Here is a 15,745-nt window from a genome sequence, read left to right on the forward strand (position 1 = left end):
TCAGAGCCGCTCGACGATCGTCACGTTGGCCATGCCGCCGCCTTCGCACATCGTCTGCAGGCCGTAGCGGCCGCCGCGTGCCTGCAGCGCGTGCAGCAGGGTCGTCATGAGCCGCGCGCCGGACGCGCCGAGCGGATGGCCGAGCGCGATCGCGCCGCCATGCACGTTCATGCGCTCCGGGTCGGCGTCGAGCGCCTGCGCCCAGGCGAGCGGCACCGGCGCGAAAGCCTCGTTCACTTCGTAGAGGTCGATGTCGCCGATGCGCATGCCCGCCTTCGCGAGCGCGCGCTGCGTCGCGGGCACCGGGGCTTCGAGCATGATGACCGGGTCGTGGCCCATCACGCTCATGTGGTGGATGCGCGCGAGCGGCTTCAGGCCGAGGCGCTTCACGGCCGCTTCGTTGGCGATCATCACGCCGCTCGCACCGTCGCAGATCTGGCTCGCGTTCGCGGCGGTGATGCGCCCGTCCTCGCGCAGTAGCTTCACGCCGGCGATGCCTTCGAGCGTGGCGTTGGCGCGGATGCCTTCGTCGCGGCGGTGCATCTCGCCCGTGGCGCCGTCGGCGGTGCGCGCCTCGACCGCGACGATCTCGCGCTCGAAAGCGCCCGCCTCGCTTGCGCGCAGCGCGCGCTGGTGCGACTGCAGGGAATACCGGTCGAGCTCGTCCTTCGAAAAACCGTACTTCACCGCGATCTGCTCGGCACCGTCGAACTGGCTGAAATCGCGCTCGCCATAGCGGCGGCGGATCTCGGGGCTCATGTAGTAGCCCATGCCGTTCTTGCGCGGCAGCTCGCCCGGGGAGAACATCGGCACGCGCGTCATCGACTCCACGCCCGCCGCGATCACGACGTCGTGGACGCCCGACATCACGGCCTGCGCGGCGAAATGGATCGCCTGCTGCGACGAGCCGCATTGCCGGTCGATCGAGGTGCCCGGCACCGACTCGGGCAGGCGCGAGGCCAGCACCGCGTTGCGCGCGACGTTGAACGCCTGCTCGCCGATCTGGCTCACGCAGCCCATGATGACGTCCTCGACCTGCGCGGGGTCGCAGCCGCTGCGATCCAGCAGTTCGTCGATCACGCGCGCGGCGAGATCGACCGGGTGCCAGCCCGAGAGCTTGCCGCCGCGGCGGCCTCCTGCCGTGCGGGCGGCGGCGACGATGTAGGCGGTGGTCATGCGATTCCTTTCGTCTGGGTCCTGGCCATCACAGCGAACGTGCGATGACTTCCTTCATGATCTCGCTCGTGCCGCCGTAGATGCGCTGCACGCGCGCATCGACGTACATGCGGCCGATGAGGTATTCCTCCATGTAGCCGTAGCCGCCGAAGAGCTGCAGGCACTCGTCGACGACGCGGCCCTGTGTTTCCGACGCCCAGAGCTTGGCCATCGAGGCCGTCGCGGTGTCGAGATTCCCGGCGACGTACTTCTCGATGCACTGGTCGACGAAGGCGCGGCCCACCATGATCTGCGTGGCGACCTCGGCCAGCTTGAAGCGCGCGTTCTGCATCTCGGCGATCGGCTGGCCGAAGACCTTGCGTTCGCGCGCGTAGGCCAGCGCGGCTTCGTACGCGCCCTCCATCCCGGCGGCAGCGAGTACGGCGATCAGCAGCCGCTCGTACGGCAGGTCGCTCATGAGCTGGAAGAATCCCTTGCCTTCGACGCCGCCGAGCACACTGTCCGCATGGACCTCGACGCCGTCGAAGAACAGCTCGGACGTGTCCTGCGCCTTCATGCCGATCTTGCGCAGCACCTTGCCGACCGAGTAGCCCTTCGCGCCTTCGGTCTCGACCAGCAGGATCGAGGTGCCCTTGGCCCGCTGCTCGGGGTCGGTCTTGCACACGACGAGCACGAGCCCTGCGAGGTAGCCGTTGCTGATGAAGGTCTTGGCGCCGTCGATGCGCCAGCGGCCGTCGGCCGTGCGGCGAGCCTGCGTGCGGATCGATTGCAGGTCGGAGCCGGTGCCGGGCTCGGACATGGCGATGGCGCCCACGAGTTCGCCGCTTGCCATGCGCGGGAGGTAGCGCGCTTTCTGTTCGTCGGTGCCGTGGTTCAGCAGGTAGTGCGCGACGATGGAATGCACCGAGGTGTTCATGCCCGAGAGCGCGCGGCGGCTCATTTCCTCGACGAAAACGGCCTCGTGGCGAAAATCGCCGCCCATGCCGCCCCAGGTATCGGGGATGTCGGTACACAGCATGCCCAGCTCGCCCGCGCGCCGCCACAGCGCATGGCCGACGTGGCCGTCCTCGCGCGCCTGCGCGTCGCCGGGCTCCACTTCGTCGGCCACGAAGCGGCGCACCGAATCGCGCCAGGTGTCGAGGTCCGCATCGGACCAGCTGCGGCTCAGGTCGAGAGGCATGGGGTCATCCTGGGGGCAAGGATACGCCCGGCTCGACCCCCGGTGGATCGTCGCATCGGACGATTCACGGAAGTCCGCGCTCAGTCCGCCAGCACCTCGAACAGCTCCGACACATCCCCCATCTTCTCCAGATTCAGGATCATCTCGATCGCCCGCTCGGTCTTGCCCTCGCTCAGCACGATCCGTGCGTTCTCCCGGAACTTCACCGCCAGAGCCTCGTCCGTCGCGCGGTAGTCCGGGTCCATGGAAATCCACGGGCAGAAATCCGCCGTGCGCTCGAACACCTGCCCGCCGCGCGCCTTGATCCTGATGTAGCCCGGCCGATGCCGCGGATAGGGCAAGCCCTCGACCACGATGTCGCGGTGGCGCAGTTCCTCGCAACGCGGATTCAGGCTCGTGCGCACCTTCCTCATGGTGGCGCGGATCGCGGGATCGTCGATCACCGACTGCGCCTGCATGCCCGGTCCGCGCGGAATGCGGTGCGCGATGACGGCCAGGATGAAGGGCGCGCTCGACGCGGCCTCCACGTGGTCGTTCGGCTCGGTGCTCACGTAGGCCGGGAGCGTTCCGATGGTTTCGACCTTGACGTCGATCTCCTCGATCTCCTCGGGCTGCAGCTTCAGCTCGTCGACCAGCGACTGGAAGATGTTCGCGGACGACTGGAAGATGCCGCAGGTCGGATAGAGCTTGTAGCCCACGAAGCGGAACATCCAGTCCTGCCCTAGACCCTTCGTGAGTTTCGACGGGTCCCAGCTGTCCGCGCCGTTCTCGACGTAGAAGCCGTAGGGCCCTTCGAGGAAGGTCGTGTCGCCGTGATAGCCCAGCTCCGCGAGCTGCGCAGTGGTGACGGCGCCCTGTGCGATCCAGCCGGCCGGGCCGTACTTCGCATAGCCCTGCTCGATGGTGTAGTTGAACTTCGTGTGCGTCGCGAGCGGCGCGTAATAGCCCGAGGTGCCGAGCGCATGCAGCATCCTGTGCGCGTCGAAGCGCATGAGGTGGCCCGCCGCCGCCGTGCCGGCCACCGAGTTCGAGCTCAGGCCCCACACGCGGCGCGGAACGCCGTCCTTGCCGGCGCGCAGGCCGCCGGTGGCCGTGCCCAGGCGCGTGCTGACTTCCATGCCCATCGCCGCCGCGGCGATCGCGTCCTTGCCGCTCAGCTTGCGCGCCTGCGCCAGCGCGAACACCGGCGGCAGCACGAAGGGCGGCACGTGCGCCGGCGACATCACCGGGCACCAGTCGAGCGCGTTCATCAGCTCGCCGTTCGCGAACGCGGCCGTCGTCGCGGCGACCTTGCCCTTCACGCCGAGGATCGACGCTTCCGGCGTGCCGCCCGTCAACTGGCTCACGCGCACCGCCATCGTGCCCTTGTCGACGCCGTGGCCGCCAAGGCCGCAGCCGATGGTGTCGAGCATGATCCTCTTCGTTTCGTTCACCGCCTCGGGCGGCAGGTCCTCGAACTTGTGCGCTGCGCAGAAGTTCGCCAGGACTTTCGTGACTCCTTCGTCGGACATCGGTGTCTCCTCGCTGTGTTACCTCGATTCTGAAGCATCGCCCGAGGGTTTCCCCGACACGCGCCGCGCGCGCGCTCGCAAACGAAGAAAGCGGCTTTCTCCAATCGCGAATCGACGCCACGCAGGGCTCGCTCCTAGACTCGCGACGACAACGAGAGGAGACACATGGATCTGCTGCAGGTCGCGATCAGCGGCGTCGCGCTCGGTTGCGTCTACGGGCTGGTGGCGCTGGGCTTCGTGCTGATCTACAAGGCCACCGAGGTCGTGAACTTCGCGCAGGGCGACTTCATGATGCTCGGCGCGTTCGTCGCCTACACCTTCGGCACGATCTGGAAGTTTCCTTTCTGGCTGATGGTGCCCTGCGCGTTCGTCACGCTCGCGGTGTTCGGCGCGGTGTACCAGATGGTGGTGCTCAAGCGCGTCGTCGGCCAGCCGACCTTCGCCGCCGTGATGGTGACCATCGGCACCGGCTATGCGCTGCGCGGCCTCGTCACCATGGTGCCCGGCTGGGGCACCGAGACGCGGCCGCTGAAGACGCCGTTGTCCGAAAGCTTCCTGCGCCTGGGCGGCGTGACCATCGCGATGGACCACATCGTCATCATCGTCTCCACCGCGGCGCTGTGCGTCGCGCTCTACCTGCTGTTCAAGAAGACGACGGTCGGCATCGCGATGAACGCGACCTCGCAGAACCAGCTCGCGGCCTACTACGTCGGCATTCCGGTCCACCGCATGAACACGCTGATCTGGTCCATCGCGGCCGGCATCGCCGCGTTCGCCGCCATGCTGCTCGCCCCGATCACGTTCGTCCACAACAACATGGGCTCGATCGCGATCAACGCGTTCCCGGCCGCGGTCGTCGGCGGCTTCGGCAGCATCCCCGGCGCCCTCGTGGGCGGCGTGATCATCGGCCTGGCCGAATCGCTCGCGGGCTACCTGCTGCCCGAGGGTTTCAAGGCGGTCGCGCCGCACCTCGTCGTGCTGACGGTGCTGATCGTGCGGCCCTCGGGAATTTTCTCGGCGCTGCGCAAGAAGAAAGTCTGAAGAGTCCGCCATGCGCCACACCATGATCACCGACTACCGGCAGGACCTGGGCCTGTTCAAGGACAAGGCCACCGCGCGCTGGTACCTGCTCCTGCTCGCCGCGCTGCTGCTGGCGCCCTTCGCGCTCGGCAACTACCTGCTCAACACGCTCAGCTTCATCTACATCTACAGCATCGTCGGCATCGGCCTGATGATGCTCACTGGCTTCACCGGGCAGTTCTCGCTCGGCCACGCCGCGTTCTTCGCGGTGGGCGCGTACACCGAGATGGTGCTGGCGGGCTACGGCTGGCCCTTCGTCGCCACCGCCCCGGCGGCGATGGCGCTCGCGGCCACCGCGGGAATCATCATCGGCTTGCCGGCCCTGCGCCTGACCGGCATCTACCTCGCCATCGCGACGATGTCCTTCGGCTTCATCGTCGAGGAAGTCATCGCGCGCTGGGAATCGGTGACCGGCGGCAACGCGGGCAAGTCGGTGCCGCCCATGAAGCTCGTCACCGAGCGCGTGGCCGACGGCCCGCCGATGTACTACCTGTGCCTCGCGTGCGTCGTCGCCGTGGCGCTGGTCGCGCGCAACCTGCTGCGCGCGCCGTCCGGCCGCGCGTTCATCGCGATCCGCGACTCCGAAGTGTCGGCGCAGAGCATGGGCGTGAACCTCGCGCTGTACAAGACACGCAGCTTCGCGATTTCCGCCGCGATGACCGGATTGGCCGGCGTGCTGTACGCGCACCAGATCAAGTTCCTCGGCCCCGACCAGTTCACGCTGCTGGTGTCGGTCGAGTTCCTGATGATGGTGCTGATCGGCGGCATGGGCTCGCTGCACGGCGCGATCTTCGGCGCGATCTTCATGATCACGCTGCCCGAGGCCATCGGCCACATCAAGTCGGTGCTGCCGCGCTCCATCGCCGACCAGACCGGCCTCACGGCCGTCGTCTTCGGCGTGGTCACCGTGCTCTTCGTGCTTTTCGAACCCAAGGGAATCTACGGCCGCTGGGTCAAGGTCCGCACCTGGTTCTCGCTCTTCCCGACCTATCGCAAGGGCATGTTCCGCCACCGCAAGTCGTACACGCGATCGGAGCGACTGACGTGAGCTTCTTCAAGGTCGAAGGCATCACCAAGCGTTTCGGCGGCCTGACGGCCGTCAACGACATCAGCTTCGAAGTCGAGCGCGGCGAGATCTTCACGATCATCGGCCCCAACGGCTCGGGCAAGAGCACGATGTTCAACCTCATCAGCCTGATCTATCCGCTCACGGCGGGGCGCATCGTGCTGGAAGGCAAGGACATCGGCCAGCTCGCGACGCACCGCGCGGCGGCGCTGGGCATCGGCCGCACGTTCCAGAACATCGAGCTCTTCGAACACGCGACGGTGCTGCAGAACCTGCTGGTGGGCTGCCACACGCACACCTCGGCGAACCTCCTGTCGGAGATCCTCTACCTGCCCGGCCTCAAGCGCCGCGAGGTGGAGCTGCGCCGGCACGTCGAGGAAGTCATCGACTTCCTGCGGCTGCAGAGCGTGCGCGACACGCTCGTGGCCGGCCTGCCCTACGGCGTGCGCAAGGTGGTCGAGCTCGGCCGCGCGCTGTGCCTGAAGCCGAAGCTGCTGCTGCTGGACGAGCCGTCGTCGGGCCTCAACGTCGAGGAGACGGAGGAGATGGCGTTCTGGATCCACGACATCCGCGACAACCTCGACGTCACGGTGCTGCTGGTGGAGCACGACATGGCGCTGGTCTCGCGCGTGTCCGACCGCGTGCTGGCCGTGAACGAAGGCAAGCTGCTCGCGCTCGGCACGCCGGCCGAGGTGCAGTCCGACCCCGCCGTGATGACGGCGTACCTGGGCGAGTGAGGCAGGCATGACCGAACCCATCCTGCGCCTGGCGAACATCGAATCGAGCTACGGCCCCGTGCGCGCGATCCGCGGCGTGAGCCTGGAAGTGCGGCCGGGCAGCATCGTCGCCGTGCTCGGCAACAACGGGGCCGGCAAGTCGACGATCCTGAAGACCATCTCGGGCATCCTCGACCCCGACAAAGGCCAGGTCTTTTTCGAAGGCCGGCCGATCAACGGCAAGCCGGCGGACTGGATCGTGCGGCAGGGCATCGGCCACGTGCCCGAGGGGCGCGAGGTGTTCCCGCTGCTCACGGTCCACGAGAACCTGCTGATGGGCGCCTACACGCGCAAGGACCGCGACGCGGTGCATCGCGACCTGGAGCGCATGTACGGCTACTTCCCCATCCTCGCGGAAAAGCGCAACCAGGAGGCGCTCGCGCTCTCCGGCGGGCAGCAGCAGATGCTCGCGCTGTCGCGCGCGCTGATGTGCCGCCCGCGCCTGCTGCTGCTGGACGAGCCGAGCCTCGGTCTTTCGCCGAAGCTGGTGAAGGAGATCTTCGAGATCATCGTGCGCGTCAATGGCGAGGAAGGCACGACCATGCTCCTCGTGGAGCAGAACGCCAGCATCGCGCTGAAGTCCGCGCATTTCGGCTACGTGCTCGAAGTCGGCCGCATCGTGCTGGAAGACACCACGCAGCGACTGCTGGAGAAGCAGGACGTGAAGGAGTTCCTGCTGGGCGTGAAGTCCGATGGCGCGCGCGACGACCGGCGCTGGAAGAAGAAGAAGCAGTGGCGATGAATCCGAACGCGAAACCCCTGAACGCCGCCCCGCTGCAGGGCGACACGCTCGCGCGGCGCTTCTGGAGCGCGGTGACCGCGCGCGGCGATCGCGTCGCGCTGCGGCAGAAGGCCCGCGGCATCTGGGAGGAAGTGAGCTGGCGCGACCTGGGCACGTCCGCGCGGCGCGTCGCCATGGGCCTCGCCTCGCTCGGCTTCGCGCCCGGCGACACCGCGGCCATCCTCTCCGCCACGCGGCGCGAGTGGGTCTATGCCGATTGGGGCGTGCTGAGCGCCGGCGGCGTGAGCGTGGGCATCTACCCCACCGATTCGCCCGAGCAGGTGCGCGACATCCTGCGCGACTGCGATGCGCGCGTGCTGTTCGTCGACGGCGAGGAGCAGCTGGACAAGGCGCTCGAGGTGCGCGAGCAGTGCCCTCGCCTCGAATGCATCGTCATCTTCGGCATGGCCGGCCTGCAGCGCTTCGAGGATCCGGCGGCAAAGAGCCTCGCCGCGCTGATGGAGGCGGGAGAGGCGCACGACCGCGCGCATCCCGGCGAGTTCGAGCAGCGCCTGCAGTCGCGCCGCCCCGACGACCTCGCCATCGTCGCGTACACCGCGGGGACGACGGGCGCGCCGAAGGGCGCGCTGGTGTCCAACCGCAACCTGCTCGCGGTGATGGACCAGCACCCGGCGCGCCAGGACGAATCCGACGACAAGGTCAGCTACCTGCCGCTCGCCCACATCGCCGAGCGCCTGCTCGGCTCGATGCTGTCGGTGCAGTTCGGCTCGCGCATGAACTTCGTGGAGAACCCCGACACGCTCGCCGCGAACATCGGCGAAATCGCGCCCACCGTGTTCCTGGGCGTGCCGCGCATCTGGGAGAAGTTCCACTCCTCGATCACGATGCGCATGCGCGAGGCGACGCCCGTCGGGCGCTGGGCATACGACGCCGCGCTGCGCGTCGGGCTGCGCATGGCGGACGAACGCGCGGCCGGCCGCGCCCCCTCCGCTTCGCTGCGCGCCGCCGCGTGGATCACCGACCTCCTGGTGTTCGCCAACCTGCGCCGCCTGATGGGCCTGCACCGCATGCGGCTCGCGATCACGACGGCCGCGCCGGTCTCGCCCGAACTCCTGCGCTGGTACGAGGCCATCGGCGTGCCGATCCACGAGGGCTGGGGCATGTCGGAGACCGCCGGCGCGGGGACGATGAACCTGCCGGGCGCGGTGCGCCGCGGCGGCATCGGCAAGTCGCTGCCCTTCGTCGAGATGAAGCTGTCGGCCCAGGGCGAGATTTTGGTGCGCGGGCCGAGCGTGGTCGCGGGCTACCTCAACCAGCCCGAGCTCACGCGGCGGACGATCGATGCCGAAGGCTGGCTGCACACGGGCGACGTGGGCGCGGTCGATGCCGAGGGCCACTGGCGCATCGTCGACCGGATGAAGGACCTCATCGTCACGTCCGGCGGCGGCAAGGTGACGCCCAGCGGGATCGAAAACGAGCTGAAGCTCTCGCCCTATGTCGCCGACGCCGTCGTCATCGGCGACGGCAAGCCCTTCCTCGCCTGCATGGTGATGATCGACCACGAGAACGTGGAGGCCTTCGCGCAGGAGAAGTCCGTGCCCTTCTCCAGCTTCTCCAGCCTGTGCCGCACGCGCGAAGTGCGCGAGCTGATCGAGGCCGAGGTCGCGCGCGTGAACGCGAAGCTCGGCGGCGCCGCGCGCATCGAGCGCTTCCATCTCATCGAGCAGAAGCTCGGCGCCGAGGACGAGGAACTGACGGCCACCCTGAAGCTGAAACGCGGCGTGGTGGAGCGCAAGTACGCCGAACAGATCGAAAGCATGTATTCCGAAGCGTGACGCCATTCCCGGCGGCCGCGCACCGATTCACTACGACAGGAGAAATTTCATGAAGTGGACATCGACAGTGGGGCGGCTGATGGCCGGTGTGCTGGGCGCGGGCATCGCGTTGACGGCGGCGGCGCAGGCGCAGCGCGGCGTGACGAAGGACGAAATCCTGCTCGGCTCGATCCTGGACCTGTCCGGTCCGATCACCTACGCCGGCAAGCGCACGCGCGACGGGCTCATGATGCGGATCGACGAGATCAACGCATCGGGCGGCATCAACGGCCGCAAGGTCCGCCTGATCGTCGAGGACCACGGCTACGAGCCGAAGCGCGCGGTGCTCGCCGCGCAGAAGCTCGTGAACAACGACAAGGTCTTCGCGGTCCTGTTCCACCAGGGCTCGGCGCACAACATCGCGACCATGCCGATCCTGTTCGACAACAAGGTCATCAACTTCATGCCGGGCGCGGGCGCGCGGCAGATGTTCGAGCCGCCGGAGCGGCTGAAAATTGCGCTCACGCCCTCCTACTTCGACCAGATTGCCGTGGGCGTGCGCCACCTCGTGGCGCAGAAGAAGGACGCCAAGGTCTGCGCGATCTACCAGGACGACGAGTTCGGCATGGAGCACGTGCGCGGCGCCGAGGAAGCGCTGAAGCGGCTCAACATGAACATGGGCGAGCGCACCTCGTTCAAGCGCGGCGCGACCGACTTCTCCTCGCAGGTCAGCCGGCTCAAGGGCGCGGGCTGCACCCTCGTCGTCGTCGGCAACCCGGTGCGCGAGACGGTGGGCATCATGAACGAAGCGCGCAAGGTGGGCTTCAACGCCGACTTCCTGGGCGGCGAGGCGAGCTACGACGTCTCGATGTTCCAGCTCGGCGGCAGGGCCGTCGAGGGCTTCTACTGCATGCACCTGATGGAAGCGCCGGTGGCCGACGCACGCAGCGAACGCATGCGCAAGTGGTTCGCCGCGTACAAGGCGAAGTACGGCGAGGACCCGGGCCAGAACTCGATCTACGCGTACTACACGATGGACATCTTCGCGCAGGCCGCGAAGAAGGCCGGGCCGAACCTGACGACCGACAGTTTCCTGAACGCGATGGACACCACGCGCTTCCCCAACACCTTCGGCGGTCCCGACTACTCGGTCGACAAGACCAACCGCCTGGGCATCCGCGAATTCATGATGTCGCAGGTCCACAACGGCAAGTGGAGCCTGCTGGCGAGCGGCCTCAAGGGCGACAAGAAGTAAGGCGGTGCGTCCATGACATTGACCAGACTGGTTCGCGGCGCGCTGTGCGCCGCGGTGATGGGCGCGCTCGCGGCCGGCGCTTCGGCGCAGACCCGCGGCGTGACCAAGGACGAGATCGTGCTCGGCTTCATCGTCGACCTGTCCGGCCCCATCGCCTACGGCGGCAAGCAGGCCCGGCAGGGCATGCAGATGCGCATCGACGAGATCAACGCGGCGGGCGGCATCCATGGCCGCAAGCTGCGCCTGATCGCCGAGGACAACGGCTACGACGTGAAGCGCACGGTGCTCATCACGCAGAAGTTCGTCAACAACGACAACGTCTTCGCCGCGCTCTACACCTTCGGCTCCGCGCATGCGGTCGCCGCGATGCCGATCCTCTACGAGAAGAACGTCGTCAACTTCATGCCGGGCACGGGCTCGCGCCTGATGTTCGAGCCGCCGCAGCGCCTGGGCTTCGCCGGCATCCAGCCGGCCTACGACCTCACCGTGGCGGGCGTGCGCCATCTGGTGAAGCAGAAGCCTAATGCCAAGGTGTGCACGGTCTACCAGGACGACGAGACGGGGCTCGAGTTCCTGCGCGGCACCGAGACGGCGCTCAAGGCGCTGAACATGCCGATGACGACGACGGCGTCGTACAAGCGGGGCACGACCGACTTCTCGTCGCAGGTGGCGAGGCTCAAGAGCGCCGGCTGCACGCTGGTGGTCAACGGCAGCCTCGTGCCGCAATCGGTGGGCATCGTCAACGAGGCGCGCAAGCTCGACTTCAACCCGGACTTCCTGGTCGGCGAGATCGCGTATTCGAACCAGCTCCTCGAGCTCGGCGCGAAGGCGGTGGAGGGCATGTATGCCGTCCACGGGCTGGAGATGCCGAGCCCCGATGCGTCGGAAAAGCGTGCGCGCGACTGGTATGCGCGCTACGTGGCGAAGTTCGGCGACACGCCCGGCAGCCTGAACCCGCTGTATGCCTACCTGAGCGTGGACCTCTTCGCGCAGGCGGCGCAGAAGGCCGGGCCCAACCTCACGCCCGATGCGTTCGTGGCCGCGATGGAGGCCAACCGCTTCCCCTCGCCGCTCGGCGGGCCGGAGTTCGCGGTGACGAAGACGAACCGCCTGGGCTTCCGCCAGGCCACGATGTCCCAGCTGCGCAACGGCAAATGGGTCGTGGTGGCGAACGGGCTGAAGCAGGACTGAGCGCGGCGGCTCAGTTCGCGCGCGCTGCGCTGGCCCATCCGGGCTCGCGCAGCGTGCGCTTGAGGACCTTGCCGACGGCGTTGCGCGGCAGCGTTTCGGCGAACTCGACCGACTTCGGGCACTTGTACGCGGCGATGCGTTCGCGGGCGAAAGCGATCACCTCTTCGGCGTTCACCGTGCTGCCGGGCCGGCGCACGACGACGGCCTTCACCGCTTCGCCCCACTTGGGATCGGGCACGCCGATCACGGCGACTTCCAGCACGCCGGGGTGCAGGCTCAGCACCTGCTCCACTTCGGCCGAGTACACGTTTTCGCCGCCCGTGATGATCATGTCCTTCACGCGGTCGCGGATGAAGACGTAGCCGTCCTTGTCGCGGTAGCCCGCATCGCCGGTGTGATACCAACCGTCGACGATGGCCTTGGCCGTCGCCTCGGGCATGTTCCAGTAGCCCTTCATCACGAACGGCCCCTTCAGCAGGATCTCGCCCGATTCGCCCGCCGCGACTTCCTTGCCGTCGGCGTCCACGATCTTCACCTGGGCGTGCGAATACGGCTTGCCGCAGGAGGCCAGCAGTTCGGGCCGGTGCTCGAAATCGTGGTCCTCGCGCGCGAGGTAGGTGCCCGTGCTCGCGGTCTCGCTCATGCCGAACATCTGCAGGAACACCGGCCCCATGAGCGCGGTCGCGCGTCGCAGAAGCTCCGGCGTGATCGGCGCGCCGCCGTACACGACGACGTCGAGCGACCCGAAATCGGTCTCCTCCGCGCCGGGAAAATCCACGATGCCCTGGATGACCGCGGGCACGAGCCCGATCTTGGTGACGGGGTGCGTGCGAAAGCCTTCATGCACGATCTTCGCGTTCGCCTCGCGGATGACGACCGCCGTGCCGCCGGCGTACAAGGTCCACACCGCGAAATTCGCGCCGCCCACGTGGCACACCGGCAGCGTGACGAGGCCGATGTCGTTCTCGTCCCAGTGGCCGATCTCCTCCTGGTCCACCATCTCGAGGGCGCCGAGCAGGCTGCGGTTGCTCAATTGCACGCCTTTCGGATGGCCCGTCGTGCCGGAGGTGTAGATCTGCAGGGCGACGTCGTCGATGCCGGGCACGAAGCCGGGGTCGGCGTCGCTCCAGGGCGCGAGCCACGCCTCGAAATCGTCCACGCCCTCGCCCGGCCCGTCGATGCACACGACCTGCTTCAGCCGCGGCACCTCCCGGCGCAGCATCGGAACCAGCGGCAGATACTCGCGCCCCACGAACAGCATCTCGGCCTGCGCATCGTCGAGGATCTGGCGGATCTCCGGCGGGGCCAGCCGCCAGTTGACGCCGGTCATCACCATGCGCGACTTGGCCGCGCCGAAGTAGAGGTCGAAGAAGCGGTCGGAGTTCTTGGCGAGGTAGGCGATGCGCGCCTGCTCGCCCGACAGGCTGGCGAGCAGCGCGTTGGCGACCTGGTTGCAGCGGCGATCCCACTGCGCGAAGGTGCTGGTGCGTCCCTCGAACACGAGCGCGCGGCGCTGCGGGGTGCGCTGCGCGTGGAGGCGCGGGATGTCGGCAATGCCGCGAATCTCGAATTTCCGGGGCTTTCTGCTGCCGTCGCTCATGCCGTCATCCATGGGGTCGCACCGCGTGCGATGTTAGCGCCCGCGCCCGGCGCCACCTTTCGCAAAAGACGAAAGCGGAATTCGGCAATGACAACTCGCCACGGCGCGCGTCGCGCCCCTACGATGGACGCGAGGGACCCCTGAAACATGCATCTCGAACTCTCCGACGAACAGAAGCTGCTGCGCGAGACGCTCTCGCGGCTGCTGCGCAACGAATCCACGAGCGAGCGCATCCGCGTCATCGCGCGGCAGGCCGATGGCGATGGCTTCGACGGCCGGCTCTGGGACGCGCTCGCCGAGTCGCAGGTCCACATGCTGCGCGTGCGGGGCGAACTCGGCTCGGACGCCAGCCTCATGCATGCGGTGATCGTCGCCGAGGAAGCCGGCCGCCATCTCGCGAGCGTGCCGCTGGTGGAGGCGATCGTGGCCAACCGGCTGCTCGATGCATTGGGGGCGCCCTGCGCCGAACTGCTCGCGCGCTGCGCATCGGGCGAAGCCATCGCAACGCTCGCGCTGCACGACGTGGCGACAAACAAGGCGCAGCTGGTCCCGGGCGGCGCGGTCGCGCAAGCCATCCTCTGCATCGAGGACGGCGTGGTCTCGCTCTGGTCCGGCCTCGAATCCGCGAAGCAACCAATTCACGGCGCGATCCCCGCGCGCACGCTCGATACGCTCACCCCCGCCACCCGCCAGCGCATCGATCATCCGCAGGCCGCGGCGCTGTTCCGCGCGGCCGTCGAGGAATGGAAGCTGCTGAATGCGGCGCAGGTCGCGGCAGCCGGCCTGCGTGCGGTCGAGCTCGCGGCGGCGTACGCCAGCGAGCGCGAAGCCTTCGGCAAGAAGATCGGCACCTTCCAGGGCGTCGCGCATCCGCTGGCCGACGCCCTGACCGACGTGCAGGGCGCGCAACTGCTGTGCTGGCGCGCGGCGGACGCGATCGCGCGCGGCGAGCCCGACGCCGCGGACAAGGTGTCGATGGCCGCGTGGTGGTCGGGCCAGGCCGCGCGGCCCGCGGCCTTGAAGGCGATGCGCGTATTCGGCGGCTACGGCATGACGCTCGACTACGACGCGCCACTTTACTTCCGCCGCATCAATGCATGGTCGCTGTGCGCTGGACCGGCCGACGCGTCGCTGCTGGAAGTCGCCGACCGACTGTGGTCGGGCGCGACCGCCGATCTCCCGGACGCGGGAGAAATCGGCATCGATTTCAGCTGGGGCCCCGAGGGCGAAGCCGCCGCCGCGCGCATGCGCGCCGTGTGCGAGCGCCTTCACGATGACCGTCTGCACGCGCTCATGCGCGACTCGATCGACGGCTACGACCCCGACCTCTACCGCGAACTCGCCGAGGAGCGCCTGCTGTATCCCGACGCGCCGAAGGAACTCGGCGGCGGCGGGTTGAGCGGCACCGCCGCGGCAGCGATCCGCGACGTGCTCGGCGACTACTACTGGAACATGCTGCCGCAGTCGGCCACCGAACTCATCGCCAAGATCGTCCTGCGCTTCGGAACCGACACGGCGCGGCGCGAAGTGCTGCCGCAGCTCTTCTCCGGCAAATCGTTCGCGACGCTGTGCTACACCGAGCCCTCCGGCGGTTCCGACATCTTCTCCGCGCGCACGACGGCCGTTCAGGTCGGCGACGAGTGGCTGATCAACGGACAGAAGATCTTCACCTCGGTCGGCCACCGGGCCGACTTCGGGCTCATCATCGTGCGCACCGCGCCCGACAAGTACAAGGGCCTCACGATGTTCATCGTGCCCCTGCGCCAGGCCGGCTACCAGTTCACGCCGATCGACACCATCGGCGGCGAGGCGTCGAACATCACGTTCTACAGCGACGTGCGCGTGCCGGATGCGTATCGGATCGGCGAAGTGAACGGCGGCGTGAAAGTCATGTCGCTCGCGCTGACGCTCGAACAGTCGGCGGGCGACGTGTACCTCATGTCGATGCGCAACGTGCTGCGGCAGGCGCTCGAATGGGCCCGGGACGGCAGCAATGGCGAGCGGCCCATCGCGCGCACCGACGTGCGGCTCGCGCTCGCCGAGACCGCCGTGCGCATCGCGGTGGAGGACACGATCAACCGGCGCGGCATCTGGGGCTTCGAGGCCGGCACGCTGCGCAAACACGAGGGGCCCATGGCCAAGCTGTTCGGCACCGAGTCGTGGGTGTCGTGCTGCGCGCGCCTGCTCGAAGTGGCGGCGCCCTCCTCGCTGGTCATCCAGCGCCAGGCCGAGGGCGCGATCGAGTGGATGATGCAGCGCGCGATTCCGTCGACGATCTACGGCGGCACGAGCGAGATCCAGCGCAGCATCATCGCCGAGGCCGGGCTGGGCCTGCCGCGCTCGCGTTAGGCCGC

12 protein-coding genes are annotated in these 15,745 nt (G+C 68.1%); 8 read left to right on the plus strand and 4 right to left on the minus strand.

Annotated elements, in window-relative coordinates; all coding sequences use genetic code 11:
• From AB7E83_RS01745 to AB7E83_RS01755, 3 genes are all read right to left on the minus strand, one after another.
• Positions 1-1,176: an acetyl-CoA C-acetyltransferase gene (locus tag AB7E83_RS01745; RefSeq protein WP_428564641.1), complete on the minus strand. Its 1,176-nt coding sequence runs from the start codon at positions 1,174-1,176 to the stop codon at positions 1-3.
• A gap of 28 nt (positions 1,177-1,204) precedes the next feature.
• The gene (locus AB7E83_RS01750) at positions 1,205-2,356 is read right to left on the minus strand and encodes an acyl-CoA dehydrogenase family protein (protein ID WP_428564644.1); all 1,152 of its coding nucleotides are present in this window, start codon (positions 2,354-2,356) and stop codon (positions 1,205-1,207) included.
• A gap of 80 nt (positions 2,357-2,436) precedes the next feature.
• Positions 2,437-3,867, minus strand: a complete 1,431-nt coding sequence (locus AB7E83_RS01755) for an MmgE/PrpD family protein (protein WP_428564647.1) — start codon at positions 3,865-3,867, stop codon at positions 2,437-2,439.
• Between the two features lie 165 nt (positions 3,868-4,032).
• On the opposite strand from AB7E83_RS01755, the gene AB7E83_RS01760 reads away from it, so the two are divergent.
• From AB7E83_RS01760 to AB7E83_RS01790, 7 genes are read left to right on the plus strand one after another with little or no spacing between them, the layout of a single operon-like run.
• Positions 4,033-4,908: a branched-chain amino acid ABC transporter permease gene (locus tag AB7E83_RS01760; RefSeq protein WP_428564650.1), complete on the plus strand. Its 876-nt coding sequence runs from the start codon at positions 4,033-4,035 to the stop codon at positions 4,906-4,908.
• A 10-nt stretch (positions 4,909-4,918) separates the two neighbouring features.
• The gene (locus AB7E83_RS01765) at positions 4,919-5,995 is read left to right on the plus strand and encodes a branched-chain amino acid ABC transporter permease (protein ID WP_428564653.1); all 1,077 of its coding nucleotides are present in this window, start codon (positions 4,919-4,921) and stop codon (positions 5,993-5,995) included.
• Positions 5,992-6,750 (plus strand): ABC transporter ATP-binding protein, encoded by a 759-nt coding sequence (locus tag AB7E83_RS01770; protein WP_428564656.1) that lies wholly within the window; start codon positions 5,992-5,994, stop codon positions 6,748-6,750. Before AB7E83_RS01765 ends, AB7E83_RS01770 begins: the two co-directional genes overlap by 4 nt.
• A gap of 7 nt (positions 6,751-6,757) precedes the next feature.
• On the plus strand, positions 6,758-7,531 hold the full coding sequence (locus tag AB7E83_RS01775; RefSeq protein ID WP_428564659.1) for an ABC transporter ATP-binding protein: 774 nt from the start codon (positions 6,758-6,760) through the stop codon (positions 7,529-7,531).
• The gene (locus AB7E83_RS01780; RefSeq protein ID WP_428564662.1) at positions 7,528-9,366 is read left to right on the plus strand and encodes an AMP-dependent synthetase/ligase; all 1,839 of its coding nucleotides are present in this window, start codon (positions 7,528-7,530) and stop codon (positions 9,364-9,366) included. The genes AB7E83_RS01775 and AB7E83_RS01780 overlap by 4 nt, the downstream gene beginning before the upstream one ends.
• A 49-nt stretch (positions 9,367-9,415) precedes the next feature.
• Entirely contained in the window at positions 9,416-10,600 is a 1,185-nt protein-coding gene (locus AB7E83_RS01785) for an ABC transporter substrate-binding protein (RefSeq protein ID WP_428564665.1), read from the plus strand.
• A gap of 12 nt (positions 10,601-10,612) precedes the next feature.
• Positions 10,613-11,791, plus strand: a complete 1,179-nt coding sequence (locus AB7E83_RS01790) for an ABC transporter substrate-binding protein (RefSeq protein ID WP_428564668.1) — start codon at positions 10,613-10,615, stop codon at positions 11,789-11,791.
• Positions 11,792-11,801: 10 nt separating this feature from the next.
• Here the strand turns inward: AB7E83_RS01790 and AB7E83_RS01795 are convergent, their stop codons facing one another.
• Positions 11,802-13,391, minus strand: coding sequence for a long-chain-fatty-acid--CoA ligase (locus AB7E83_RS01795; protein WP_428564671.1), 1,590 nt, complete (start codon positions 13,389-13,391; stop codon positions 11,802-11,804).
• 147 nt (positions 13,392-13,538) lie between these two features.
• Between AB7E83_RS01795 and AB7E83_RS01800 the strand changes: the two genes are divergently transcribed.
• Positions 13,539-15,740 carry an acyl-CoA dehydrogenase family protein gene (locus AB7E83_RS01800; protein WP_428564674.1) on the plus strand — a complete coding sequence of 734 codons (2,202 nt, stop codon included), beginning with the start codon at positions 13,539-13,541 and terminating at the stop codon, positions 15,738-15,740.
• Positions 15,741-15,745 lie beyond the last annotated feature (5 nt).

The organism is Ramlibacter sp., from assembly GCF_050250995.1.
Taxonomy (GTDB): domain Bacteria; phylum Pseudomonadota; class Gammaproteobacteria; order Burkholderiales; family Burkholderiaceae_C; genus Ramlibacter.